We start from the raw sequence: 23,096 nt of genomic DNA on the forward strand, positions 1-23,096 counted from the left end.
CTAGAAGCACAGCGTGGTGACGAGCTTGCCCTGCTTGTCCTTGATCGCATAGGGGCAGCGCAGCCGCTCCAGCGCCTTCTTGGCATCCTCGTCGCCGAGCGCGGCAGCGCGCTCGTAATAGGCCTTGGCGGCATCCTTGTCCTTCGCGCCGCCGCGGCCTTCCTGCGCGAAGGCGCCCATCCGCTCCAGCGCGCCGGGATGGTTTTGCGCCGCCGCCTTCTCGAACATCGCGCGCGCCGCGACGTCGTCCTTCTCGCCGCCGTTGCCGTTGGAGAGCATCAGGCCAAGCTGGTACTGCGCCTCCGCGTTGGTCTCGGCCGCCCTGCCGAGCAGCGCGCGCGCCTGTGCGGGGTCGGCCGGCGCAGCACCGCCGGCGCCGCCGAGCGCGGCAAGATTGCTGACACCGCGAGGATTGCCGGCCTGCGCCGCCCGCTCGAACAGCTTGCGTGCTTGTGCTTCGTCTTTCGCAACACCGGAGCCGGTGCCGTAGGCGACACCGAGCTCGACCATCGCCGCGCTCGAGCCCTTGTCGGCCGCCTTGCGCCAGGCGGCGATCGCCTCCGCCGTCTGCCGGTTGGCGGCATAGGCGCGGCCAAGCGCGAACATCGCGCGCCGCGACGACGGTGCGGCCTGCTTGCAGAATTTGACGGCGGTCGCAATGTCAGATGCAGCAAGCTCCGTCACGCCCTTCACATCGGCCGGCTTGTCGGGATCGCTGGGATCGGCGGCCAGCCGGTCGCACAGGACGAGATCGGCCGATTGCGCGTGCGCCGATAACGGCGTTGTAAGCGTGAGGAGGATGGCAAGGAGACAAGTCCGCATGGGCACCACGTTGCGTCTCTGCTCCGGCAAATTCAAGGCTCGAGTCCCGATTGGCGCAGCACCGGGACGACCTCCGGCGATGCCAGATAGCGCAGCAGCCGATCGGCCGCTTCGGCATGTCTGGCGTTGGCCATGCGGCCGGCGGAAAACACGGCCGGTGTCTGCAAATCGTGCGGGATCGGGCCGACGACCTCGATGCCCTCGACCTGCTTCAGCTCACTGATCTGCTGCACGGCGAGGTCAGCCTCGCCGCTGACGAGCCGCTCCGCCGTAAAGCCCTGCTCGACGATGGTGGCCTTGGCGTTGATCTCGGCCGCGATGCCCCATCGCTGGATCAACTGGGCGAAATAGACACCGCTCGCGCCCAGCCGCGAACAGGCGACGGATCGCGCCGCGAGCAGCGACTTGCGCAATGCAGCTTCGCTGGAGATATCGGGATGCGCCTGCCCTGCCCGCACGGCGATGCCGACGAAGGAGCGCGCCAGATCGGCTGCGCTACCTGCGGCCACGCGGCCCTCGCCGATCATCTCGTCGAGCCCCTCACGGGTCAGGATGACGAGATCGGCGGCCTCGCCGTCGCGTAGTCGTTTCAGCAGTGCCAGGGTCGGCGCGAAGTCGGCATCGACGTGGATGCCGTGAGCGGCCTCGAAGGCGGAGGACAGGCTGCGCATCGCGCCCATCAGGCCGAGCGTCGAGAGCATGCGAATGTTTTCCATGGGCTATTCCTGTCGCGATCAGGCGCGGTGCATCAGCTTGAGCGCGGCGGTCAGGCGCAGGCTGCGCTTGCCGGCGAGCGCCGTTGCCTCCAGTACAGCCTGCTCCGCGTCATAGGTGCCGGAGAAACCGATGCCGACCTCGTGGCCGCCGAAGATCGGATCGTCCTTGGCCGGCGTGTGCTCCTGATTGAGGATCTGCCCCTTCCAGCGGCCATTCGCAGCAGTGTAGCTGCCGAGATAGTAGAACGAGGCATCGCCGCCGAGGATGCGGCCCTGGTTGAGCAGCATCACGCCGGTGAGCCCGCCATCGACGCCGTCGAGCATGCGAAGGTGGATCGAGTAGAGCCCGTCGGCGATGCCGGCCTCGCCGACACCGCCCGCGATCGGCACCTCGTCTTCGGTGATCGGCGTCATCACCGACTGGAACGGCACGCCGGGCAGCTCTTTCAGCTCGCCCTTGAAGCGATAGAGATCGCCGTCGGCCCAGCCTTTCGCGAGCAAGGTCGCATCGTCGGTGCCGGCCATGGCGCGGTAGTTCGGGTCCGGGTTGTGGCGGACCGTCTTGATGACGATGTCGACGCCGGCTTCGGTCCTCTCATAGGTGCCGATATGAGCGAAGGCCGAATTGCCGCCGAGCATCTTTCCATTGCCGACATGCATCACGCTCCGGCCGACCGCGTCGCCGAGCTGAAATCGCACCTTGTAGAAGCCTTCAAACACCAGCCGTGTCCCCGGCCCCGCGCATCCCGGGGCATTCTATCCCGGTTTCGCCGGCGATGGACAGACTTCAAGCCGGCATGGCCGGCAGACCCACAACAACGGCTGTCATCGGAATGCAAAAATCCGCCGGAGCTTTGAAGCTCCGGCGGATTGAAGACCAACCCGGGCCAGCCCCCCGGCCCGGGCCGGGAGGATCTTAGGCCGCGGCCTTCTTGTCGGCCGGCACGGACGCGATCGTCTTCAGGATCTGCGAAGCGATCTGGTATGGGTCGCCCTGCGAGTTCGGACGGCGGTCTTCCAGATAGCCCTTGTAGCCGTTGTTGGCGAAGGAGTGCGGAACGCGGATCGACGCGCCGCGATCGGCAACGCCGTAGCTGAACTTGTTCCACGGCGCGGTCTCGTGCTTGCCGGTCAGACGCTTGTCGTTGTCCGGGCCGTAGACGGCGATGTGGTCCATCAGGTTCTTGTCGAAGGCCGCCATCAGCGCCTCGAAGTACTCCTTGCCGCCGACCGTACGCATGTACTCGGTCGAGAAGTTGGCGTGCATGCCGGAGCCGTTCCAGTCGGTGTCGCCGAGCGGCTTGCAGTGGAACTCGATGTCGATGCCGTACTTCTCGGTCAGGCGCAGCATCAGGTAGCGGGCCATCCACATTTCGTCAGCGGCCTTCTTGGAGCCCTTGCCGAAGATCTGGAATTCCCACTGGCCCTTCGCGACTTCCGCGTTGATGCCTTCATGGTTGATGCCGGCCGCCAGACAGAGGTCGAGATGCTCTTCGACGATCTTGCGGGCGACGTCGCCGACGTTCGAGAAGCCGACGCCGGTGTAGTACGGACCCTGCGGGGCCGGATAGCCGGAGGCCGGGAAGCCGAGCGGACGGCCGTCCTTGTAGAAGAAGTATTCCTGCTCGAAGCCGAACCATGCGCCGGCGTCATCGAGGATGGTGGCGCGCTTGTTGGATGCGTGCGGGGTCTTGCCATCGGGCATCATGACTTCGCACATCACGAGCACGCCGTTGGTGCGCGCGGCGTCCGGGAACACGGCGACCGGCTTCAGCACGCAATCGGAGCTGTGGCCTTCGGCCTGCTGCGTGGAGGAGCCATCGAAGCCCCAGAGCGGAAGCTGCTCGAGCGTCGGGAACGACGCGAATTCCTTGATCTGAGTTTTGCCGCGCAAGTTCGGAGTCGGCGTATATCCGTCGAGCCAAATGTACTCGAGCTTATACTTGGTCATTGAGCCTCTCTGTAGATGATGCGAAAGGTGGGGTTGAGAGCCCCCGCACGTTTGTACCCGGCCATCATCGGCCGACCCTCTACAAGCATTTTGCGTGCCAAAAGGCCGCAGCGCGGGTGGTTTTCCACCGCGGCCGGGGTCGGCCCGCCGACGGCAAACCGTCCTCGGCGGCGTGCGTCATAGCCGCGCACCTTCGCGTGAAGCTGCACCGCAAAAATCCCGCGGAAAACGCCTGATTCTGGAGCAGACGCATCGTTGCCGGAGGTTGCCGATGAAACGCGCATCAACGTCCGGCAACTTTCGCAAAGTCCTGCGCCCTGCCTAGCAACCTTTGGAATGGCCCAGGCGTTAGCCACCGACGCGGTGCCTTAGGGGATGCAGAGGGTCACATGCCTACAGATTAGGCAGCAACTGATTTCCTTTTCAGCACTTTCCAATTCGGGATGCGCGGCCGATATGGAGAATCCAGTAACCACAATCGAACGAGTCGGGCGCACCATGGAGGCCAAGGCGCTTCGACCCAGGAGCAATCGCAATGATGAATAATGGTCTGAATCACGGATCTGCAACGATCTACCAATTCCCTGTCGGGGGCCGCGCGGCTCTCGCCGGACGCCGCTATGGCGACACCCGCCTTCCCGCCGATCATGCTTCGCTTCCCGCGAACGTCTCGATCTGCAGCGACAGCTGGTACCACCAGGATGCGGTCGACGAAGCAAAGCCCAAATGGGAACGCTAATGTTTGTGTTTGGTATGATACCGCCGCGCGCGCGCAAGCGTCCGACGGAAGTTTGAAAAAGGGTCGAAACAACGAGGTTTCGGCCCTTTTTGATTCCTGCTGGACTCCCGGCTAGAGGGCGGGCTTTTCGATCACCGTGCAGGAAGTGACCGGCCGCTTCAGATGCTGGACCGTGGTCGCTCCGGTCTTGCCGATCCTCAGCGTGATCCCTGCCCCCGAATAGCGGGTGCCAGAAAGCGCCAGCCGCTTCTTCAGCGTGACAGGTTCGCCGTCGATTTGGAGGAAGGCGCGTTTGTCATCGTCATAAAATCCCACGATGAACTGCGTACCATCGGCACAGCGATAGGTCCGGAACGTCTGCGCATCCGCCTGTCCCGCACCGATAATTCCGCCCGACAGCATGGTGATCGCCAAAACAATGGCCTTGTGCCGGCCCATGATTGCCCCCTGAATGCACTCAAAGACGCCGCAGTGCGTCCAGTGGAAACATAACCCAAGCTGATCTCATGCCAGATTCCCCTGCCCGCCACCTCGCCCTGCAAGGCGCCAGCAATTTTCGCGACCTCGGCGGCTATCCGACTTCGGATGGCCGCGCCACGCGCTGGCGCCACATCTTCCGCTCCAACCATCTCGGCCAGCTCACGGCCGCCGACGTCGAAATCGTCCGCGCGCTGGGCGTGCGCAGCGCCTTCGATTTTCGCGGCGTCGAGGAGCGCGCGGCCGGCGTCTGCGTCGTGAACGAGATCACGGTGCATTCGCTGCCGATCGAGCCGACCGTGGTGGCCGCGCTGCGCGCCGAGCTTGCCGAGGGCAGGCTCACCGCGCCGGTCGCGCTCGAACTCATGCGGGAGTCCTACCGCAACTATGTCCGCCACAACACGCACAGCTTTCGCGCGCTGTTCGGCCATCTCCTGGAAGACCGCGCGCCGCTGGTGATCCACTGCACCGCCGGCAAGGACCGCACTGGCTTTGCAAGCGCGCTGATCTTGCATGCGCTCGGCGTGGCCGACGAGGTCATTGCCGAGGACTACCTGTTGACCAACCAACACTACAGGCGCGACGCATCGAACGCTTCCGATCTTCCCGCCGACGTCCTCGATGCGATCGGCGGCGTCGAAGCCTCATATCTTGGTGCTGCCTTCGAGGCCGTCTCCAACGAATATGGCGGTCTCGAAACCTACTTGCGCGACGGCCTCAAGCTCGGCACACCGGAGCAAACCGCGCTGAAGGCGCGTTATCTGCAATCGTAAGCGGCCGTGCCGGGAGAACGACGATGCAAGGCAAGGTTCTGATCGTGACGGGCGCGCTCGGCGCCCTTGGCAAGGTTGTCGCCGAGACAGCGTTGGCGCGCGGCGCGCGTGTGGCCGGCATCGATCACGCGCCCTCGCAGATGTCGGCAACGCCCGAACGCATCGAGATCGGCGGCGTTGATCTGTCCGACCCAGCACAAGCGAAGACGGCGGTCGAGGCGGCGGCAAAGCACTTCGGCAGGCTGGATGCGCTGATCAACATCGCCGGCGGCTTCGCGTTCGAGACCGTGGGCGACGGCGACATCAAGACGTGGCAGCGCATGCATGCGCTCAACGTGCTGACGGCCCTCAACACCTCGCACGCGGCGCTGCCGCATCTCGCCGCGTCCGGGGCTGGCCGCATCGTCAATATCGGCGCCATGGGCGCGCTTCAGGCAGGTTCCGGCATGGGCCCCTATGCGGCGTCGAAAGCCGGCGTGCATCGCCTCACCGAGGCGCTTGCCAACGAGTGGAAGGGCAAGGTGACCGTGAACGCGGTGCTGCCATCGATCATCGACACCAAGGCCAACCGCGCCGACATGCCGAAGGCGGATTTTTCCAAATGGGTGACGCCGCAGGAACTCGCCGAAGTGATCCTGTTCCTCGTCAGCGATGCCGCGAGCGGCGTCACCGGCGCGCTGATCCCGGTGAGCGGCCGGGTTTAGTCCGGCACCAATAGCCGCAGATCGCCTTTGAAGCGGATGCTCTGCTTGCCGGCGAGCGCGATGCCTTCGCCATAGGCGGTCTCGCCTGTGTAGGTGCCGCTGAAGCCGATAGTCACGACCTTGCGGCCCCACACCGGGCGCTCGTCGAACGAGGGCGAATGCTCCTCGTTGGTCAACTCGCCCTTCCACTTGCCGTCGGCCGAGGTGTAGCTGCCATAGGCGAAGAAGAATGAATCGCCGCCTCGCATGGTGCCGTCGCGCAGCACCATGACGCCCTGATTGCCGCCCTGGACGGCATCCAGCATCTCGATGCGAATGTGATAGAGGCCATTCCTGATCGTCATCTTCGTAAAGCGCCCGACTGTCCCGGTCGCAGGATAACCGCACCATCGGTTCCCGATCAAATGGCGCAGAGCCACAACTGCGTTCCGGGCTAAACTGGCCGCAACTGATTCTCGGATCGGAACGCAAGACCCGGACGCTTTCCTTGGAAACCGCGCTTTATCTACCCGTCAAACGCTTCCTCGAAGAGCTCGGCTTCACGGTCAAGGGCGAGATCGGCGGCTGCGACCTCGTCGGCCTCAGCGCGGGCGATCCGCCTGTCGTGGTGATTGGTGAGCTCAAGCTCGCCTTCAATCTCGAGCTGATCCTCCAGGCGGTTGACCGCGCACCGGCCGGCGACGAGGTCTGGATCGCTGCAAAGATGTCGATCCGCGGCAAGGGACGCGAGAGCGATGCGCGTTATCGCAATCTGTGCCGCCGCCTCGGCTTCGGTATGCTTGGGGTCACTGACCGCGGCCAGGTCGAGGTGCTGGTGAAGCCACCGACGGCAGCGCCGCGCCGCGAGCCGAAAAAGCGCTCTCGCCTCGTCGCCGAACATCAGCGCCGCCAGGGCGATCCCGTGCTCGGCGGCAGCACCCGCGCGCCGATCATGACGGCCTATCGCCAGCAGGCGCTGGCCTGTGCGTCGGAACTCGTCGGCGGGCCACGAAAGGTGCGCGAATTGCGCAAGCGCTGTCCCGATGCCGGCAAGATCTTGCTTAACAATGTGTATGGCTGGTTCGAACGTGCGGACCGGGGAATCTACGGGCTGACCGAGGCCGGACACGCGGCGCTGAAACGCTGGCCGCAGGCACCGATGAAAGAAACGCCCCGCGAGGCATCGCCCCCCTAGCGGAAATCACGTCGGGAGACAGCGCATGATCGTTGTGACTGGCAGCGTAACGGTCCGCACCGAGACGTTCGACGAGGCGCGCCGCCTGAGCCTCGAGCATGTTCATCGGTCGCGACAGGAACCCGGCTGCATCTCCCATGGAGTGCATGTCGACTGCGAGAATCCGCTCAGGCTGGTGTTCCTCGAGCAATGGGCCGACCGCGCCGCGCTCGCCGCCCACTTTGCGGTACCTGCATCCGGCGAGTTCGTGCGCACCTTGCGCTCGCTGGCCACGGGGCCAACCACGCTCGACCTCTATGAGGCCGACAGGCTCGAAAAGCTGTGAGCGCATAGCTGTGATGCCACACCAAATTCATATTGCAATGCAACATCTCCGGCACTAGGTATCCCGGCATCAAACCGAGGCCGTTATGAGCGCAGACTGGAACACTAAATATGGCACGCGGCGCGTGCGCCACGATCCGCCGACCCTGGACGAGGCGATCTTCGCCGCCGTCGGCATCACCGACGATCATGAGCAGCAGGCCGAGATCGCGGCAGCGCTGATGGGGATGCCGATCGAAATCGTGCAGGCCGAGGTGAAGAAGCAGGCCCGCACCAACGGCCGCATCACCGCCACACGCGTGATCGCAGGCGAACAGGGTGCGCAGCGCTCGGTGGTGGTCGAACGCCGTGTCGTCCGCCGCTTCGGCAACGACAAGCGCACCGGTACCTGAGCGCTCAATTCCCTATCCCCAATACGAAAGCGGACCGGTTTTGCCGGTCCGCTTTTTTGATTCCAGTCCGCGTTGGGATTTAGGCGGCGCGATTGCCGTACATGCTGGAGATGATCTTCCAGCAGGTCGAGTTGAAGCTGAGAAGAGCGCGGCCGGCCGTGAAGGGCGAGGCCGCGAGTTCAGCGAGCTCGGCCTCGGGCGTCTTGGCGAGATCGATCGTGCCGGTCGATTCGCCATGGCGGAATTGCAGATTCGCCCCGAACTTCCTGGCGAGCGCGCGCATGGCGTGATTCTCGGCGCCGGTGGTGATGCGCAGGCGCTTGTAGCCTTTCCAGCGCGCTTCCGCGATCAGCCGGCTGAACAAGATGGTGCCGACATTCTGGCGCCGTGCCGAGGCTTCCACGCTGAAGGCGACCTCGGGCAACGAATCGTCCTCCGGCGGATGCAGCTCGGCCGCACCGCGGACCACGCCGTCGACGATGTAGGCGACAATCACGGTGCCGTCCTCGGCGCAGCGGGCGGCGTAACGCTCGATGAAGCTGTCGTCGAGAAAGCCGTTGAAACGGTCGTGCCGGCTTGCGGAATCAAGCCGCAGGAGGTGATCGCGCAGAAGCGGCAATTCTTCCTGCTGGCTCAAGGTCCGCACATAGCCCGGAACGGGCGTCGTGCGGGTCGTGTCTTCAAGTACCACGTCAAAACTCCTCTTGGTGTCCCTCGAGGAGGCGTTCGAATCCCTAGGTCCCCAATATTGTGCGTCGCAACATATTTTTCAAGACGGGAACCTGCCCAAGTTTCAGGCATCGAGGCGACCAATTCGTTAACAAAATCAAGCCCCCGTAGTCATACGAGGACCAGCTGGGTCTGGGTCACCACGGCAACCAGCTTGCCGTCCTCGGTCTCCAGCCGGGTGCTCCAGACCTGGGTCCGCCGTCCCCGATGGACCGGTGTAGCCGTGGCGATAACCGTGGTTCCCTCCTTCGCCCCGCCGATGAAGTTGGTCTTGCTCTCGAGCGTCGTGGTGCCCTTGGCATCCTCCGGGAGATTGATCACGGTCGCGGCGGCACCGACGGAATCGGCGAGCGCCATCACCGCCCCGCCGTGGATGGTGTGGTGGAGCGTGCAGAGGTCGGGCCTGACCGTCATCCGTGCCACCACGCGGTCCTTCTCGGCCTCGACGAACTCGACGCCCTTGAGCTCGGCAAACGGCATCTTCATCGCTTTAAGTTTCTCGAGCGGCGTCATCGGATCTCCTCCCAATTCATTGTTGTTTCAGCGTGAATTGCTTCGGGCAGCAAAGCAATGACGCCCGAGGTAATAGCCCTGCTGACATCGGCGGCGGCATTTGCGCATATGCTCTTCCCATGCGCCACTTCCCGCCCCGCCGCATCGTCTGCCTGACCGAAGAGACGGTCGAAACGCTGTACCTGCTCGGCGAGCAGGACCGCATCATCGGCGTCTCCGGCTACGCCGTCCGTCCGCCCCAAGTGCGGCGGGAGAAGCCGCGGGTGTCGGCCTTCGTCTCAGCAGACATCCCGAAGATCCTGGCGCTGGAACCGGAGCTGGTGCTGGCCTTCTCTGACCTCCAGGCCGGCATCGTCGCCGATCTCGTGCGCGCGGGCGTCGACGTCCATGTTTTCAATCAGCGCGACATCGCCGGGATTTTGGCGATGATCCGGACACTTGGTGCCCTGGTCGGCGCCGCTGAACGCGCCGAAGGCCTTGCCCGTGATCTCGAACGGCGCCTCGCAGAGATAGCGGCAACACCTCGCCCATCGGCGCGGCCAAAGGTCTATTTCGAGGAATGGGACGATCCGTTGATCTCAGGCATCGGCTGGGTGTCCGAGTTGATCGAGATCGCCGGCGGCGAGGATGTGTTTCCGGAGCTGCGACATCGGCAGGCGGCAAAGGATCGCATCGTTTCGGCGGAGGCGGTGCGCGAGGCAGCGCCCGACGTGATCCTTGCCTCCTGGTGCGGCAAGAAAGTCGTCCCTGCCCGCATCCGCGCGCGATTGCTGGAACGAGATCCCCGCCGTGCGCGACGACCGCATCGTCGAGATCAAGTCGCCGATCATCTTGCAGCCGGGGCCGGCGGCGCTGACGGATGGGCTGGATGCGATCGTGACGGCGTTGTGGGGTGGACTCAAATAGCTTGATCGCAGCTTTCGTGTCCCGGACGCGCAGCAACGCGTCAGCGTTGCTGCGCAGAGCCGGGACCCATCTCGATACGGAGTTCAGTGCAACGTGGGCCCCGGCTCTGCAGCGCACCGCACCGGACGATGCTTCGCATCGCCGGGGGCGCTGCGCCGCGTCCGGGGCACGAGACCTTCTTCAGGTCACCGCGTTCACGACCTGATATTCCGGCCGACGCCAGACCTCGCCTGCAATCACCTCCTCGATGATCTCGGCTGCTCGCATGATCTCGCTCTCCCCAATGTAGAGCGGTGTAATCCCGAACCTCATGATGTCAGGCGCGCGGAAATCGCCGATGAGGCCGCGGGCGATCAGGGCCTGCATGGCGGCGTAGCCGCCGTCGAAGGCGAAGGAGACTTGTGAGCCGCGGTGCTCGTGCGCGCGCGGGGTGACGAGCTTGAGCTCGGGGCAGCGGCGTTCGACCTCGGCGATCAGGAGATCGCCGAGCGCCAGTGAACGCGCACGGACCTCACGAATGTCGACCATGTCCCAGATGTCGAGCGAGGCCTCCAGCGCCGCCATTGCAAGCACCGGCGGGGTGCCGACGCGCATGCGCTCGACGCCGCCGGCCGCCGCGTAGGCAAGCTCGAACGCAAACGGCTTGGCGTGGCCCATCCACCCCGACAGCGCGGCGCGCACGCCGTCGGCGTGGCGCGGCGCGACGTAGAGGAATGCCGGCGCCCCGGGGCCGGCGTTGATGTATTTGTAGGTGCAGCCGGCGGCGAAATCGGCGCCGCAGCCAGCGAGATCGACCGGCAGCGCGCCGGCCGAATGCGCGAGGTCCCAGACCGTGACGATGCCGAGCGCATGCGCCTTCGCGGTCAGCGTCGCCATGTCGTGGCGCCGTCCGGTGCGGTAGTCGACCTCGGTGATGTAGAGGACCGCAATCTCCTCCGACAACGCGGCCTCGATCTCTTCCGGCGCCACCAGGCGCAATTGATGGCCGCGGCCGAGCGTCGCGATCAGGCCCTCGGCCATGTAGAGATCGGTCGGAAAGTTTCCGGTGTCCGATAGCACGACCTTGCGCGAGGCGTTCATGTCGAGCGCGGCGGCGAGGGCCTGGTAGACCTTGAGCGACAGCGTGTCTCCGACCGTCACGGAGCCGGCTTCCGCACCGACCAATCGCGCGATGCGATCGCCGACATGGCGCGGCTGGGCATACCAGCCCGCACTGTTCCAGGCGCGGATCAGCTCGTTGCCCCACTCGGCCGTGATGACGTTGCCGACGCGCTCGGCAACGCCCAGCGGCAGCGCGCCGAGCGAATTGCCGTCGAGATAGATCACGCCCTCAGGCAAATGGAACAAGGCCCTGGTGTCGTCATAGACGCGAAGCTTGGTCATGGGATCTCTACAGAATCGTGCGGACGCGCCAGAGCTCGGGGAACAGCTCCACCTCCAGCATGCGCTTGAGATAGCTGACGCCACCGGTACCGCCGGTGCCGCGCTTGAAGCCGATGACGCGCTCGACCGTCGTGACGTGGTTGAAGCGCCAGCGCCGGAAGTAGTCCTCGAAGTCGACCAGCTTCTCGGCAAGCTCGTAGAGCATCCAATGCGTCTCCGGCGCTTCATAGACGATACGCCAGGCCTGGAGCACGCCCTCGTTGAAGCTGTGGGTTTCGCGAACGTCGCGCGCCAGCACGGACGCGGGCATCTTGAGCCCGTTGCGGTCGGCGAGCCGCAGCACCTCGTCGTACAGGCTCGGCGTGGCAAGCTCGCCTTCGAGCAGCCTGGTCGTTTCCACATCGTGCGCGTGCGGCTTGAGCATGGCGTGGTTGCGGTTACCGACCAGAAATTCGATCAGCCGGTACTGACGCGACTGGAAGCCCGAGGACTGGCCAAGCTGCGAGCGGAAACGCGTATACTCGCTGGGAGTCATGGTGCGCAGTACGTCCCAGGCGCCGTTGAGCTGCTCGAAGATGCGCGACATCCGCGCCAGCATCTTCATCGCGGGCTGCACTTCGTCCCTGGCGATGGCGCGGCGCGCGGCGCTGAGCTCGTGGATGGCAAGCCGCATCCACAGCTCCGTGGTCTGATGCTGGATGATGAACAGCATCTCGTCATGGGCCTCCGAGAGCGGATGCTGCGCGCCGAGGATCGCAACCAGCGCCAGATAGTCGCCGTAGGACATACGCCGGGCGAAATCGGTCTCGGCGCCTTCGCTCGTGGGATCGTAATCGCTGGACGTCATGGCAGGCCCTTTCGATCGATCGATCCTCGCCGCGTCAGTCGAGGCCGATCAGGCGCGCGGTGATCGGGGACGACGGATCCTTCAGTCCGTCGATCACCGTAAAATGGTTGAGCCCGGGATCGACGACGAGGCGCGTCGGCACGTCGAAGCCGGTCCAGACATTGGCGATCAGATCGGACTGCCGCATGAATTCGGGCCGCTCGCCGCCGCCGACCCAGGCCGTGACCGGCGAATGTCCCCGCGGCAGGTGCAGCGCCGCGCTTTCAAGCGTCGCCTCCTCCATGGTCATGCGCAGCGTGTCGTTCATCTTCGTCTTCAGCAGCGGTCGCAGATCATGCAGCCCACTGATCGAGAGCGTGCCGGCGATGCGGTTGTAGACGGCAGGCTCGAGCCGGCTGTCGTTGCACAGCATGCGCGTGACGAGATGGCCGCCCGCGGAATGGCCGGCGAGCCGGATCGGGCCGGAGACGAGCGAAGCCGCCTTGGTGATCGCGGCGGTGATCTCTGCGGTGATGTCGGAGATGCGCGCGGCCGGCGTCAGCGTGTAGCTCGGCAGCGCCACCGTCCAGCCGTGATGCCGCGCGCCTTCGGCCAGATCGGTCCAGGTCGACTTGTCGAAGCGCATCCAGTAGCCGCCGTGCACGAAGACGACGAGGCCCTTGCTGTCGCCGTCTGGCAGGATCAGGTCGAGACGCTGGCGCTCGCCCGGGCCGTAGGAGACGTCCGCGCGGAAGTCTTTCAGGCCGGTGCGATAAGCCGCCGCCCGCTCCGCCCATTGGGCCGGCATCTTGTCCGAGCCCGGAATATGGGCCGAATTGGCATAAGCATCATCCCAATCGCGCATCGTGACACCCAAGTATTCGGCCAGTCGAACTGGGCGCCAGTCTGCCACCAGTCAGGACGGCGTCCTAGTCTTTCTTTTAAGCTTAAAGCATTTGGACGCGCCCGTGTTTCGGGCAGCGGCCGTCCCGGCCGAGATGCCGTAGGGTGGGCCAAGCGACTTGTCCGCCGTAGCTCGAAGAGCGAAGGCGGAAGGTGCCCACCACTTCGTTCGGGGTAGAAGAGAGATGGTGGGCACGGCGCAAGGGCGCCTTTGCCCACCCTACAGGACCGTCCGCCCGTCATTGCGAGCGCAGCGAAGCAATCCAGTCTGCTTCCGCAGCGACGGTCTGGATTGCTTCGTCGCAAGGGCTCCTCGCAATGACGGCGGAGAGACCTACGCCTTCTCCACCCCGCACCAATCCGCGATGAACAGGGCCATCGCCTTGGTCGACTTCTTCAGCGACTCCAGGTCGACGAATTCGTTGAAGCCGTGCATCTCGCCGCCGCTCGCGCCGAAGCAGAGGCTCGGGATACCGTGATTGAGACCGTAGAAGCGGGTGTCGGTAAGCGCGGTGAAGACGAGGTCTTGGATTTCACCGCCATAGACGGTGTTGAAGGCCTTGCCGAACGCGGCCTCGGGCGCCGCGGAGTCGGTCAGTTCATATCCCTCCGACAGGAAGCCCGACCATTCGACCTCCGGCGGATTGTTGGCAAGGAAGCGGTGGTTGCGCGCGGCAGCCGCAACGCAGGCCACGATCTCCTTCTGGTGATCGGCGATCGACCAGCCCGGCAGGACCGCGATGCGGCAATCGACGTCGCACCAGGCCGGCACGCTGGAAGCCCAGTCGCCGCCCTTGATGATGCCGGGGTTGAAGTTGATGGGATGGTTCAGCGTCTTGAAGTGCCGATCGGCTTTCGCGCGCTCGTTCCACTCGATCTCGAGTTTTTGCAGCGCCTGGATCAAATGATAGGCCGCCATGATTGCGTTGGCGCCGGAGCCGGCGAAGGCAACGTGGGTCGGATGGCCCTTCACGCGCAGGCGAAACCAGATCACGCCGACCTGCGAGCGCACCATCTTGCCGCCGGTCGGCTCCGGGATGAAGCAGGCGTCGGCACGATAGCCGCGCTGCAATGTCGAGAGCGCGCCGACGCCGGTGCTCTCCTCCTCGATCACGGACTGGAAGTGGATCCGCGCCGTCGGCTTGAAACCCGCCGCCTTGATCGCGTCCAGCGCGTAGAGCGCGCCGATCGTGCCCGACTTCATGTCGCAGGCGCCGCGGCCAAACATCTTGCCGTCCTTGATGACGGGCGAGAATGGCGGCGTGTCCCACAGTTCCAGCGGCCCCGCGGGCACAACGTCGCAGTGCCCCTGGAGGATCAGCGATTTGCCGCCATTCGTTTGCGGACGGTAGGTGCCAACCACCGTGCGCGCCTTGGAGAAATCGTGCTCGATCGGACCGAAACCACGCAGATCCTTGAGGTCATCGACATCGATGTGCCAGTCGTCGACCTCGTAGCCGCGTTCGCGCAGGAGGTCGCCGATCATGTCCTGGCACGGCCCCTCGGCCCCGCGGGTCGAAGGGATCGCAACGAAATCGCTTGTGGTCGCAAGCTGGGCTTCGAAGCCGACATCGACGGCGTCAAGAATCCTCTGCTGCGTTTCGGCATTCATCGGGCAACTCCAGGCATCCAATTGGTCAATGGTGCGCGCAAGCTAGCCGATTTCAGCCGTTCGGGTACTCCACAAAATAAGCATCCCGCAATGCATCTTCGAGCAGCCGGCCTTCCGAATAGCCATTCAGCGTCGCAGGCCGGGTTACACCATCCAGCAGGCGCGGGCACGGCTCCGGCGCGCCCAAGACGGTGCGCACGGGGATGCGCTCGGCATAGATCGGCAATTCGTAGTCCTCGTCGTCGTCAGCCACACCCTTGGCGCGGACTTTGGCCGAGGCCTCCTCGATCTCCATCGCGATGAAGGAGGTCGCCTTGATCTCCTGCGTGTTGCTCTGACGCAGGGTCGCGGTGCGGTCCGGGAAGAAGCGATCGACCATGGCAATCACCGCCCGCTCCTTCTCCTCGGAATCGGTGACGAGATAGGCAGTGCCGAACGCCATCACGGCGCGGTAGTCGGCGGAATGGTTGAAGCCGCAACGCGCCAGCACGAGGCTGTCGAGATGAGCGACCGTCAGGCAGACGCGCTCGCCCCTGGTCTGGTTGCGCAGCATGCGGCTGGCGCTCGAGCCATGCCAGTACAGCTTCGTTCCTTCGCGCCAGAAGAAGGTCGGCGTGCAATAGGGCTGGCCGTCGATCACATAGGAGACCTGGCAGAGCATCGAGGAATCCAGGATGCGGTGAACGGTGTCGTGGTCGTAGAAGCCGCGGTCGTGACGGCGCTTCACCTGGTTGCGCGCTGACGTCGGATAGGAATTTTGGCTTTCAGCTTGGCTCACGGCCGCTCCTGTCGGGATTGGAACAATTCCAGGAGAGTTGTAGCCGCGGATTTGGTCTGCGATAGTGCCAATTCCATGCGAAAAATTCCGACCAATTTTGCCCCCTCGCCGGCCAAGGCCGAACTGCCGCTCGACCTCACCGGCCCGCATATCACCGCGGGCGCGTCATCGGCGCACCGGCTGTACCAGGCGTTGTGCGACATGATCGTCTCTGGCCTCGTCAAACCCGGTGAGCCGCTGCCGCCGTCGCGGACGCTGGCCAAGCAGACCGGCTTCCGCCGCAACGCCGTCGTCACTGCCTATGAACGGCTGATCGCTGACGGCTTTGCCGCTGCGACCGTCGGCTCCGGCACCTTCGTTGCAGCGCGGATACCGGCGCGCGCCGCCGAACCAAAGAAGCCGAAGGCCGTGGTCGAAGCGCCGCGACAGGGCGCATTCTCGCTCGGCTGTACCCATATCGACGAGCGCGCGCTGCAGCGATTCCGTGCCTTCGTCGGGCGGCGCATGCGCGCGTTCGGGCCCGAGCATCTGCATTATGGCGATCCGCGCGGCAGCCGCGAGCTGCGCGCGGCGATCGCCGATCACCTGCTGTCGGCGCGTGGCCTGCGCTGCGACCCGGATCAGATCATGCTGACCTCGGGCACGCTGCACGCGCTGCGCATCGTGCTAAGCGCGATCCTGAAGCCCAACGACCAGGTCTGGTGCGAGGACCCGGGCTACCCCGCCGCGCGAAACACCATTTCGCATTGCGGTTATCGCGCCGTGCCCGTCCCCGTCGACGAGCACGGGATACGTGTCGCCAAGGGCCGCACCGCCGCATCGTCCGCACGCGCGGCCTATGTGACGCCGTCGCACCAGTTTCCGCTGGGCGTGCAGATGTCGATGCCGCGACGGCTGGAGCTGCTGGATTGGGCGAGGCAGGCCGGCGCCTTCGTGCTCGAGGACGACTACGACAGCGAGTTCCGCTATGACGGCGCGCCGTTGATGTCGCTTGCCGGCATCGATCATCTCCAGCGCGTGATCTACATGGGCACGTTTGCCAAGACGCTGTTTCCCGGCCTGCGCATCGGCTATTGCGCACTGCCCGAGCGCCTGATCGCGGACGTCACGGCCGCGCGCGCTGCGCTCGACCGCTTTCCCGGCACGCTGATGGAGGGCGCGGTGGCCGACATGCTCAATTCCGGCGCGTTCGCCGCCAACCTGAAGCGCGTGCGCAAGCTTTATCGCGAGGCGCGCGACGCGCTGGCTGAGACCCTGGAAGCAGCATCCGACGGTGCGTTGTCGGTGCCTGTGCCGTCGCAAGGGCTGCACCTCGTCGCCCGGTTCGATCCGTCGGTCGAGCTTACCGTCGCGGCGCAGGCGAAGCAGGCCGCGGGCGCAGAAGGCTGGCTGCTGGCCGACACCTATTCGCGCACGCGTCCCCTGCCCGGGTTCGTGCTGGGATTTTCCGGCCACGCGGTTCCGCAACTCGTGGCCTCCGCCGAACGGCTCGCGCTGGAGTCGCGCGGCGCCTTGCGCGCGAGGAGCAAATCGGCCCGGCGGGCGTGACGAACGTTCACTATGAGAAACGTTCGCTATGAGAATCGCCTGCCGCTCCCTACATTGCGGCATCGATGCCGGGACCTCACATCATGCTGCTGCGCCGCGCGACCTGCCTCTCGCTGCTGATCTCCGTCGCCCTCGCGACGGCGGCGCATGCCGTCACCGTCGGACGTGAACAGGACATCACGGATCTCAAGCTCGGCCAGCGCGTGCAAGTGGATGACGGAACCTGCCCCGCCGGGCAGGTCAAGGAAGTGCGCGGTGCGAGAATGACCGACAAGGGCGTGGCGCGGACCATCGCCTGCGTGCCGCGCTACGGTCCGAAATCGAAGTGATGGTTACGACTTCGCCGGGTCGAACATGCACTGCAAGGTCGGTTTGGCGATCTTGGTGAAGGTCGAGCCGATCTCGCCCTGCTTGGACGCGGGCACCCAATCAGTCTCGATCGTTGGCACGCCGGTCTCGCTGATGCCGCGCAACAGCGCCTCGCGCAGATCGCGGTCCTCGACGGCAGCAACGGCGTGATCATGCAGGCAGCCGCAGACCTCCTCGGGATGCTCCCAGCGCCCGAGCATCCGCGGCGCACACTGACGCATGAACTCGCTGCGGGGATCCGGTAGCCTCGAAGGAGCGCGAACCTGCGCGTGGGCAGCGCTGATCGTCAGAAGCGAAACGAACGCTGCGGCGCAGAATCGGACAATCATGATGGCCTTTATCGGCTGGTTTTTCTTGTGATTTTTCTTTTGATTTTCTTGGCTGTCGATCAGAAACGCGCAGCGACCACGATCGGCTGCGGCGCCGTGGTGGTGACCGGCGAGCCGCTGTACTGGAAGGTGCCGACACCCGGGAGATTGCCGTCCGGCGCCCCCGCGAACGAAGAGCCGGCGAGCACGAAAGCGAAGGCAAGGATGAAGCTGAGCGTGCGCATGATCTCGTGTCCCAATTCCTTGGCCGGCGGTGCGTCGTCGTTGTGAAGCTGATAACCATGCGTCGTTTCGCGCGTGATGCGCCAAAAGCGGAAAATGGTTTCGTCTTTGTGAGAATTGTTTCGTCACGCGCCAGGCGACGAAACATTCAGCGGAAAATCCCAGTCTTTTCAAATGGGTCGCGCCGCGCCTGAAAGTGGCCTTGCAGGCTCTGTCCGTGCTTGGAAGCAGACCCACACTGCGCGCCGTCACACGCGCGCCTTCCGCACTTCACATGCATTTTACGTTTTTCTGCTGAAGAGAAGCCCGAACGAGGGCTGGGTTCCGTCGAACCGGCGGCGATTCGACTGCGACTCAAGCCATCGAAACCGAGAAGTCCGGAACCACCGGGCGCGTTCAGTTGAGGGATGCCATCATGACGGCGCAAGATCGCGCAACGCCGCGCGACGCGGACCTACGGACGGACCGCGCCGACCAACCCAGCCGGGTCGCTTCAATCGGGGCAATGTCGCTGCAGTCGGGCCGCGGCCACGAGGCCGCGCCACAAGCATTCGTGCGGCTGACCGGCTCGCATCTCGCAAAACCGCGCGCCAGCCGCACTCTCGTCACTGAGTGAACGCGAGCGCGTCACTGGGTGAACGCAAGAGCGTCACTGAGTGAACGCACGCGCGTCACTGAGTGAAGAACTCGCCGCACTTCTGGACGTTTGCGTCAGCCGGTCCCCACGGCATGACCGGTACCGTCGAGGTCGAGTTCTTCGGCGAGCCCTCGATCAGCCGGTCCGAATAGACCATGTAGACCAGCACATTGCGTTTGGCGTCACAGCCGCGCACGATCTGCATCTTCTTGAAGAACAGCGAGCGGCGCTGGCGGAACATGTCGTCGCCCTGCTCCATCTTGTTCTTGAACTTGATCGGACCGACTTGGCGGCAGGCCAGCGAGATATCCGAGACCTCCTCGGCAAGGCCGAGCCAGCCCTTGAAGCCGCCCTTCTCCGGCACCGTGAAATGACAGGCCACGCCCTCGACCTCGGGGTCGTCGAGGCCGTAGGTCGCGAGCTTGTCATTCGGGCTCATCCATTTGAATACCGTCGAGCGGCGGAAGATCAGATCCGGCTCGTCGGCGGCGATTGCAGAACTCGCTGGGACAGCGAGCAACAGGAGGAATAAAGCAAGGCCTTTCAAGCGGATGCCGGAAAGACCGGGGAAACGAGATGACATGAAGTTCTCCGGTAACAAGTCCCGGCAATGTAGGCATGCGACAGCCGGTCAGGAAGACGACCGGCAGCCGTCGCGGCCGCCGTTTACCGCTCCGTGAGGCTTTTTTGCTACGTCATGGACAAAATTCGCTGATGGCAGAACTGCCGTGCTAGTGAACGCGTATCCCCTCTGCGAGACTAATTTCTGAGTTGGATTGTGGATTCGAGGAATGAATAGCGTGAACGGGGCCAGTTTTTCTGCCAGGCCGGCCCGGCTGTGGCAGGTCGCCATTTTGACGGCGGCGGGTGCGATTGGCTTGACCAGCCAGGCGGACGCGGCGTTCTACTACTGGAGCGACTACTCGGACGGGTCCTACGCCGCCCGGCAGGAGCGCTATCCCGACATTCCCCGGCAGAAGCCCCAGAAGCGCAGTACGGCTGGTAAGAAGGCGGTCGTCGCCGAGAAGGAAGCCGGCACCAAGCCGCAAGGTCCGCTCGTGATCGTCGTGTCGATCGATCGGCAGAAGGTGACGGTCTTCGACACCAACGGCGTGTTCGCAGAATCCCCGGTGTCGACAGGCATGAAGGGCCACTCGACGCCGATGGGCGTGTTCAGCGTGATCCAGAAGCACAAATTCCACCAGTCCAACATCTATAGCGGCGCGCCGATGCCGTACATGCAGCGGATCACCTGGTCCGGCATCGCCATGCATGCCGGCGTGCTGCCGGGCTATCCGGCCTCGCACGGTTGCATCCGCATGCCGATGGCGTTCGCGGTGAAGATGTGGAACTGGACCAGGATGGGCGCGCGCGTGATCGTCTCGCCCGGCCAGATGTCGCCGCAAAATTTCTCGCATCCCCTGCTCGCCTCGGTGCGCGTGCCGCCGCAGCCCGCCGCCAGCCTGGAGCCGCAGACCAATGTCGGCGACAAGGCCGACAAGGGCGCCGCACCAACCAAAGTCAGCGAAGCAAAACCCGTAGAGACGAAGACCGCCAGCGCGGAGAGCGCGCTCGAGCTGCGTTCGTCGCTCGGCCATACCGTGATGTCGGATGTGACCACCGGCAATGCACCGGTGCGCGCGGAAGCAGCCGCTCCCCCCGACAAGGTTGAGGCCAAGTCTGAAAAGACCGCCGAGGCATCTGCCCCGGTCAAGCCGCAGTCGGAAGAAGCCGCCAAGCCCGCAAGCACCGACGCAAAGCCCGTTGATGCCGCAGAAGCGCCCAAGACTGCAGAAGCGCCTAAGGCTGAAGCGGCCGAGCCCGCGAAGAAGCCCGATGCGCCCGCTGCCGCGCCTGCGCTCGCCGCCTCGCCCGACGCAAAGAAGGACGAGACCCGCGTCGCTGATCCTGCGCCTGCCGCAAAGCCGGAGACGCCCAAACGGGCCGGCCAGATCGCGGTGTTCATCAGCCGCAAGGATTCCAAGCTCTACGTGCGGCAGAACTTTGCGCCGCTGTTCGAGGTTCCCGTCACGATCGCTGCGAGCGACCGGCCGCTCGGCACGCACGTGTTCACCGCCGAGGTGGACAAGACCGACACCAACGCGCTGCGTTGGTCGGTGGTGTCGCTGCCGGTCTCCGCCCGCGCCGCCGCGCGCGAAGATGACAGCCGCGTGACACTCCGCCAGCGTGGCGCCGCCGTGATCCCCGTCGCCGCCAAGCCCGTTACAGCCAAGCCCGTGGTCATGCCGGACAGCCCGGCCGAGGCACTCGACCGTATCTCGATCCCTGCGGACACCATGGCGAAGATCAACGAGATGCTGACATCGGGCGGCTCGATCATCGTCTCCGACCAGGGCATCAACCAGGGCGAGACCGGCGAAGGCACCGACTTCATCGTCCGCCTCTACTAGAGCGCTTTCGAGCGAAGTGGCGCCTTGCCGCGTCCGATAACGCGGTGTTGACCAGGCGCGTCGCGCCGACGCAGTAAGGTGCGTCCCGGATCACGTCGGGGGACGTTGCCATGCTGAACCGCAGGACCATGCTCGCCGCGCTTGTCGCGACGACCGCGTCTGCTGGACGCAGCCGCGCCGATGGCGGCATGAGCCGGATCTCGGCCTATGCGTTCTCCTTCCCTGCATTATCAGGCGACGACATCCGCCTTGCCGCGTTCACTGGCAAGCCGCTGCTGGTGGTCAACACCGCTTCGCTCTGCGGCTACACTCCACAATACGCGGGCCTGCAAGAGCTCTGGAGCGAGTTTCGCGAGCGCGGGCTCACCGTGATCGGCGTACCCTCCAATGATTTCGGCGGCCAGGAGCCAGGCGGCACCAGCGAGATCACGGAGACCGCACACCACCAATACGGCGTTACCTTTCCGATCGCGGCCAAGGCCGTGGTGGTCGGCGCCAAGGCGCATCCGTTCTACAAATGGGCGGCCGAGGCGCGCCCCCGCGACGTTCCGCGCTGGAACTTCCACAAATACCTGATCGGGCGCGACGGCTACATTGCCGAGGTGTATCCGTCTGCGGTCGATCCGACGGACACGCGGGTCAAGACAGCGATTGCGAAGGCGCTGGCCGACAGCTGACACCCGCAAGCCCGCATCCGGTTGGGCACAATTGTGGCGGGGTGCCAAACAGCCGTTGCAATGACGAGGGCCCACCATCTAGGCTAGGACGATCAAGGGGCAGGATGGTTTTGCCAGAGGCGAAAAGCTGCGGCGGAACAACGGGATCAATCTCGAGGACAACACCATGCGTGTGGCGGCAGGACTGATTTTGGCAAGCGCGATGTCGGTTGCGATGGCAGGCGCAGCGTGGTCGCAGACCCCGGCCGCAAAGCCCGCAGCCGCCACCCAGGCGGCACCGGCTGCAGCCCCCGCCGCGGCACCGGCGCCCGCTCCCGCGGCGGCAGCCGCTGCGCCGACGCAAGCGGCCTTCCCGCCCCCGCCGAAACAGGCGCCCCAGCCCGCCCGCGCGGCCTGCAACACGCCCGGCGCGCTCGGCGTCGCCCGCACCGTCGAGATCGACACCACGGGTGGTCCGGGCTTCGGCTTCGAGCATTTCAAGGAGCTCGACTTCCTGCGCGACAAGGAGGTCGTGCTGACCTTCGACGACGGCCCCTGGCCGAAGAACACGCCCGCGGTGCTGAAGGCACTCGCCGACGAATGCACCACCGGCATCTTCTTCTCGATCGGCAAGCACGCGACCTATGAGCCGGAGATCCTGAAGCAGGTCTATGCGGCCGGCCACACTGTCGGCGCCCACACCTGGTCGCACGCCAACCTCAACAACAAGAAGCTCACGGAAGCGCAGCGCAAGGAAGAGATTGAGAAGGGTTTCTCGGCGGTGAAGTGGGCGCTCGGCGGCATCTCGCCCTCGCCGTTCTTCCGCTTCCCGGCGCTCCAGCACCCGCCGGAGATGGTCACCTATCTCGGCAACCGCAACGTCGCGATCTTCTCCTGCGACATCGACTCGTTCGACTTCAAGGCGTCGAAGCCCGAGAAGGTGATCGAGACCGTGATGAAGAAGCTCGACACCAAGGGCAAGGGCATCATCCTGATGCACGACTTCCAGAAGCACACGGCGGAAGCCCTGCCCGAGCTGCTCAAGCGCCTGAAGGCCGGCGGCTACAAGGTCGTGGCGATGCGCGCCAAGTTCCCGGCCTCGACGCTGCCCGAATACGACCAGGAGCTGCTCAAGGACGTCAAGCTGCCGACGGTGAGCACGCGCCCGGTCAATTCCGTCGTGACGACGGTCTCGGAATAGA

Annotated in this window: 28 protein-coding genes and 1 pseudogene; 13 read left to right on the top strand and 16 right to left on the bottom strand. The window is 64.9% G+C overall.

What is annotated here, in order from left to right:
- The 4 genes from AB7531_RS25150 to AB7531_RS25165 form a co-directional block, all read right to left on the bottom strand.
- Complete coding sequence (locus AB7531_RS25150) at positions 1-822, bottom strand: tetratricopeptide repeat protein (protein ID WP_063983622.1); 822 nt, start codon at positions 820-822, stop codon at positions 1-3.
- Between the two features lie 32 nt (positions 823-854).
- Positions 855-1,538, bottom strand: a complete 684-nt coding sequence (locus AB7531_RS25155) for a substrate-binding domain-containing protein (RefSeq protein ID WP_063983623.1) — start codon at positions 1,536-1,538, stop codon at positions 855-857.
- 18 nt (positions 1,539-1,556) lie between these two features.
- Entirely contained in the window at positions 1,557-2,258 is a 702-nt protein-coding gene (locus AB7531_RS25160; RefSeq protein ID WP_063983624.1) for a GrlR family regulatory protein, read from the bottom strand.
- Between the two features lie 196 nt (positions 2,259-2,454).
- Positions 2,455-3,489, bottom strand: a complete 1,035-nt coding sequence (locus tag AB7531_RS25165) for a glutamine synthetase beta-grasp domain-containing protein (RefSeq protein WP_063983625.1) — start codon at positions 3,487-3,489, stop codon at positions 2,455-2,457.
- A 535-nt stretch (positions 3,490-4,024) separates the two neighbouring features.
- On the opposite strand from AB7531_RS25165, the gene AB7531_RS25170 reads away from it, so the two are divergent.
- Complete coding sequence (locus tag AB7531_RS25170; RefSeq protein WP_028147811.1) at positions 4,025-4,228, top strand: DUF2735 domain-containing protein; 204 nt, start codon at positions 4,025-4,027, stop codon at positions 4,226-4,228.
- 111 nt (positions 4,229-4,339) lie between these two features.
- On the opposite strand, the gene AB7531_RS25175 is transcribed toward AB7531_RS25170, so the two are convergent.
- Positions 4,340-4,666, bottom strand: a complete 327-nt coding sequence (locus AB7531_RS25175; RefSeq protein ID WP_063983627.1) for an MliC family protein — start codon at positions 4,664-4,666, stop codon at positions 4,340-4,342.
- 68 nt (positions 4,667-4,734) lie between these two features.
- Here AB7531_RS25175 and AB7531_RS25180 point away from each other — a divergent pair, with 68 nt between their 5' ends.
- Both AB7531_RS25180 and AB7531_RS25185 read left to right on the top strand, forming a co-directional pair.
- On the top strand, positions 4,735-5,478 hold the full coding sequence (locus AB7531_RS25180) for a tyrosine-protein phosphatase (RefSeq protein ID WP_063983628.1): 744 nt from the start codon (positions 4,735-4,737) through the stop codon (positions 5,476-5,478).
- 23 nt (positions 5,479-5,501) lie between these two features.
- A complete protein-coding gene (locus AB7531_RS25185) occupies positions 5,502-6,182 on the top strand; it encodes an SDR family oxidoreductase (protein ID WP_063983629.1) in 681 nt (226 codons plus the stop codon).
- Here the strand turns inward: AB7531_RS25185 and AB7531_RS25190 are convergent.
- Positions 6,179-6,526, bottom strand: a complete 348-nt coding sequence (locus AB7531_RS25190; protein ID WP_063983630.1) for a GrlR family regulatory protein — start codon at positions 6,524-6,526, stop codon at positions 6,179-6,181. The genes AB7531_RS25185 and AB7531_RS25190 overlap by 4 nt on opposite strands.
- A gap of 143 nt (positions 6,527-6,669) precedes the next feature.
- Between AB7531_RS25190 and AB7531_RS25195 the strand changes: the two genes are divergently transcribed.
- The 3 genes from AB7531_RS25195 to AB7531_RS25205 all read left to right on the top strand — a co-directional run bounded on the left by AB7531_RS25195 (position 6,670) and on the right by AB7531_RS25205 (position 8,072).
- A complete protein-coding gene (locus AB7531_RS25195) occupies positions 6,670-7,356 on the top strand; it encodes a DUF2161 domain-containing phosphodiesterase (protein WP_063983631.1) in 687 nt (228 codons plus the stop codon).
- A 25-nt stretch (positions 7,357-7,381) separates the two neighbouring features.
- A complete protein-coding gene (locus AB7531_RS25200; RefSeq protein ID WP_063983632.1) occupies positions 7,382-7,681 on the top strand; it encodes a putative quinol monooxygenase in 300 nt (99 codons plus the stop codon).
- Between the two features lie 85 nt (positions 7,682-7,766).
- Positions 7,767-8,072: a hypothetical protein gene (locus AB7531_RS25205; protein ID WP_063983633.1), complete on the top strand. Its 306-nt coding sequence runs from the start codon at positions 7,767-7,769 to the stop codon at positions 8,070-8,072.
- Between the two features lie 79 nt (positions 8,073-8,151).
- On the opposite strand, the gene AB7531_RS25210 is transcribed toward AB7531_RS25205, so the two are convergent.
- Positions 8,152-8,763 carry a GNAT family N-acetyltransferase gene (locus AB7531_RS25210; protein ID WP_028147806.1) on the bottom strand — a complete coding sequence of 204 codons (612 nt, stop codon included), beginning with the start codon at positions 8,761-8,763 and terminating at the stop codon, positions 8,152-8,154.
- A gap of 149 nt (positions 8,764-8,912) precedes the next feature.
- Positions 8,913-9,314, bottom strand: a complete 402-nt coding sequence (locus AB7531_RS25215; protein WP_028157491.1) for a PaaI family thioesterase — start codon at positions 9,312-9,314, stop codon at positions 8,913-8,915.
- A gap of 119 nt (positions 9,315-9,433) precedes the next feature.
- Between AB7531_RS25215 and AB7531_RS25220 the strand changes: the two are divergent.
- A pseudogene (locus AB7531_RS25220) lies at positions 9,434-10,220 on the top strand (cobalamin-binding protein).
- A 180-nt stretch (positions 10,221-10,400) separates the two neighbouring features.
- On the opposite strand, the gene kynU reads toward AB7531_RS25220, so the two are convergent.
- The 5 genes from kynU to AB7531_RS25245 form a co-directional block, all read right to left on the bottom strand.
- Positions 10,401-11,603, bottom strand: a complete 1,203-nt coding sequence (gene kynU, locus AB7531_RS25225; protein WP_063983635.1) for a kynureninase — start codon at positions 11,601-11,603, stop codon at positions 10,401-10,403.
- Between the two features lie 7 nt (positions 11,604-11,610).
- Positions 11,611-12,450, bottom strand: coding sequence for a tryptophan 2,3-dioxygenase (gene kynA / locus AB7531_RS25230; RefSeq protein WP_441280153.1), 840 nt, complete (start codon positions 12,448-12,450; stop codon positions 11,611-11,613).
- Positions 12,451-12,484: 34 nt separating this feature from the next.
- The gene (locus AB7531_RS25235; protein WP_063983636.1) at positions 12,485-13,294 is read right to left on the bottom strand and encodes an alpha/beta hydrolase; all 810 of its coding nucleotides are present in this window, start codon (positions 13,292-13,294) and stop codon (positions 12,485-12,487) included.
- A gap of 372 nt (positions 13,295-13,666) precedes the next feature.
- Complete coding sequence (locus AB7531_RS25240; protein WP_063983637.1) at positions 13,667-14,944, bottom strand: ArgE/DapE family deacylase; 1,278 nt, start codon at positions 14,942-14,944, stop codon at positions 13,667-13,669.
- Positions 14,945-14,996: 52 nt separating this feature from the next.
- Positions 14,997-15,722, bottom strand: a complete 726-nt coding sequence (locus tag AB7531_RS25245; protein WP_063983638.1) for a pyridoxamine 5'-phosphate oxidase family protein — start codon at positions 15,720-15,722, stop codon at positions 14,997-14,999.
- A 75-nt stretch (positions 15,723-15,797) separates the two neighbouring features.
- On the opposite strand from AB7531_RS25245, the gene pdxR reads away from it, so the two are divergent.
- Both pdxR and AB7531_RS25255 read left to right on the top strand, forming a co-directional pair.
- The gene (gene pdxR / locus AB7531_RS25250) at positions 15,798-17,270 is read left to right on the top strand and encodes a MocR-like pyridoxine biosynthesis transcription factor PdxR (protein ID WP_063983639.1); all 1,473 of its coding nucleotides are present in this window, start codon (positions 15,798-15,800) and stop codon (positions 17,268-17,270) included.
- Positions 17,271-17,353: 83 nt separating this feature from the next.
- Positions 17,354-17,599 carry a DUF6719 family protein gene (locus AB7531_RS25255; RefSeq protein WP_063983640.1) on the top strand — a complete coding sequence of 82 codons (246 nt, stop codon included), beginning with the start codon at positions 17,354-17,356 and terminating at the stop codon, positions 17,597-17,599.
- Between the two features lie 3 nt (positions 17,600-17,602).
- Here the strand turns inward: AB7531_RS25255 and AB7531_RS25260 are convergent, their stop codons facing one another.
- Together AB7531_RS25260 and AB7531_RS25265 are read right to left on the bottom strand one after the other, a co-directional pair.
- The gene (locus AB7531_RS25260) at positions 17,603-17,968 is read right to left on the bottom strand and encodes a hypothetical protein (protein WP_063983641.1); all 366 of its coding nucleotides are present in this window, start codon (positions 17,966-17,968) and stop codon (positions 17,603-17,605) included.
- Positions 17,969-18,027: 59 nt separating this feature from the next.
- On the bottom strand, positions 18,028-18,192 hold the full coding sequence (locus AB7531_RS25265; RefSeq protein WP_166096179.1) for a hypothetical protein: 165 nt from the start codon (positions 18,190-18,192) through the stop codon (positions 18,028-18,030).
- Between the two features lie 413 nt (positions 18,193-18,605).
- Between AB7531_RS25265 and AB7531_RS25270 the strand changes: the two genes are divergently transcribed.
- Positions 18,606-18,806 (top strand): hypothetical protein, encoded by a 201-nt coding sequence (locus tag AB7531_RS25270; RefSeq protein WP_063986413.1) that lies wholly within the window; start codon positions 18,606-18,608, stop codon positions 18,804-18,806.
- Between the two features lie 55 nt (positions 18,807-18,861).
- Here the strand turns inward: AB7531_RS25270 and AB7531_RS25275 are convergent, their stop codons facing one another.
- Positions 18,862-19,410: a CreA family protein gene (locus AB7531_RS25275; protein ID WP_028157500.1), complete on the bottom strand. Its 549-nt coding sequence runs from the start codon at positions 19,408-19,410 to the stop codon at positions 18,862-18,864.
- A 208-nt stretch (positions 19,411-19,618) separates the two neighbouring features.
- Here AB7531_RS25275 and AB7531_RS25280 point away from each other — a divergent pair, with 208 nt between their 5' ends.
- The 3 genes from AB7531_RS25280 (at position 19,619) to AB7531_RS25290 (ending at position 23,095) form a co-directional block, all read left to right on the top strand.
- Positions 19,619-21,238 (top strand): L,D-transpeptidase, encoded by a 1,620-nt coding sequence (locus AB7531_RS25280; RefSeq protein ID WP_063983642.1) that lies wholly within the window; start codon positions 19,619-19,621, stop codon positions 21,236-21,238.
- Between the two features lie 110 nt (positions 21,239-21,348).
- The gene (locus AB7531_RS25285) at positions 21,349-21,915 is read left to right on the top strand and encodes a glutathione peroxidase (protein ID WP_063983643.1); all 567 of its coding nucleotides are present in this window, start codon (positions 21,349-21,351) and stop codon (positions 21,913-21,915) included.
- Positions 21,916-22,081: 166 nt separating this feature from the next.
- Positions 22,082-23,095 (top strand): polysaccharide deacetylase family protein, encoded by a 1,014-nt coding sequence (locus AB7531_RS25290; protein WP_028147793.1) that lies wholly within the window; start codon positions 22,082-22,084, stop codon positions 23,093-23,095.
- The last annotated feature ends 1 nt before the right edge of the window (position 23,096 follow it).

It is taken from the genome of Bradyrhizobium sp. 63_E2_N1_3, assembly GCF_052076005.1.
Taxonomy (GTDB): domain Bacteria; phylum Pseudomonadota; class Alphaproteobacteria; order Rhizobiales; family Xanthobacteraceae; genus Bradyrhizobium; species Bradyrhizobium barranii.

Coding starts and splice junctions, on each gene's coding strand:
- AB7531_RS25150 (WP_063983622.1), bottom strand. CDS start 822: ATGCGGACTTGTCTCCTTGCCATCCTCCTCACGCTTACAACGCCGTTA.
- AB7531_RS25155 (WP_063983623.1), bottom strand. CDS start 1,538: ATGGAAAACATTCGCATGCTCTCGACGCTCGGCCTGATGGGCGCGATG.
- AB7531_RS25165 (WP_063983625.1), bottom strand. CDS start 3,489: ATGACCAAGTATAAGCTCGAGTACATTTGGCTCGACGGATATACGCCG.
- AB7531_RS25170 (WP_028147811.1), top strand. CDS start 4,025: ATGATGAATAATGGTCTGAATCACGGATCTGCAACGATCTACCAATTC.
- AB7531_RS25175 (WP_063983627.1), bottom strand. CDS start 4,666: ATGGGCCGGCACAAGGCCATTGTTTTGGCGATCACCATGCTGTCGGGC.
- AB7531_RS25180 (WP_063983628.1), top strand. CDS start 4,735: ATGCCAGATTCCCCTGCCCGCCACCTCGCCCTGCAAGGCGCCAGCAAT.
- AB7531_RS25185 (WP_063983629.1), top strand. CDS start 5,502: ATGCAAGGCAAGGTTCTGATCGTGACGGGCGCGCTCGGCGCCCTTGGC.
- AB7531_RS25190 (WP_063983630.1), bottom strand. CDS start 6,526: ATGACGATCAGGAATGGCCTCTATCACATTCGCATCGAGATGCTGGAT.
- AB7531_RS25200 (WP_063983632.1), top strand. CDS start 7,382: ATGATCGTTGTGACTGGCAGCGTAACGGTCCGCACCGAGACGTTCGAC.
- AB7531_RS25205 (WP_063983633.1), top strand. CDS start 7,767: ATGAGCGCAGACTGGAACACTAAATATGGCACGCGGCGCGTGCGCCAC.
- AB7531_RS25215 (WP_028157491.1), bottom strand. CDS start 9,314: ATGACGCCGCTCGAGAAACTTAAAGCGATGAAGATGCCGTTTGCCGAG.
- kynU (WP_063983635.1), bottom strand. CDS start 11,603: ATGACCAAGCTTCGCGTCTATGACGACACCAGGGCCTTGTTCCATTTG.
- kynA (WP_441280153.1), bottom strand. CDS start 12,450: ATGACGTCCAGCGATTACGATCCCACGAGCGAAGGCGCCGAGACCGAT.
- AB7531_RS25235 (WP_063983636.1), bottom strand. CDS start 13,294: ATGCGCGATTGGGATGATGCTTATGCCAATTCGGCCCATATTCCGGGC.
- AB7531_RS25240 (WP_063983637.1), bottom strand. CDS start 14,944: ATGAATGCCGAAACGCAGCAGAGGATTCTTGACGCCGTCGATGTCGGC.
- pdxR (WP_063983639.1), top strand. CDS start 15,798: ATGCGAAAAATTCCGACCAATTTTGCCCCCTCGCCGGCCAAGGCCGAA.
- AB7531_RS25255 (WP_063983640.1), top strand. CDS start 17,354: ATGCTGCTGCGCCGCGCGACCTGCCTCTCGCTGCTGATCTCCGTCGCC.
- AB7531_RS25260 (WP_063983641.1), bottom strand. CDS start 17,968: ATGATTGTCCGATTCTGCGCCGCAGCGTTCGTTTCGCTTCTGACGATC.
- AB7531_RS25265 (WP_166096179.1), bottom strand. CDS start 18,192: ATGCGCACGCTCAGCTTCATCCTTGCCTTCGCTTTCGTGCTCGCCGGC.
- AB7531_RS25270 (WP_063986413.1), top strand. CDS start 18,606: ATGACGGCGCAAGATCGCGCAACGCCGCGCGACGCGGACCTACGGACG.
- AB7531_RS25275 (WP_028157500.1), bottom strand. CDS start 19,410: ATGTCATCTCGTTTCCCCGGTCTTTCCGGCATCCGCTTGAAAGGCCTT.
- AB7531_RS25280 (WP_063983642.1), top strand. CDS start 19,619: ATGAATAGCGTGAACGGGGCCAGTTTTTCTGCCAGGCCGGCCCGGCTG.
- AB7531_RS25285 (WP_063983643.1), top strand. CDS start 21,349: ATGCTGAACCGCAGGACCATGCTCGCCGCGCTTGTCGCGACGACCGCG.
- AB7531_RS25290 (WP_028147793.1), top strand. CDS start 22,082: ATGCGTGTGGCGGCAGGACTGATTTTGGCAAGCGCGATGTCGGTTGCG.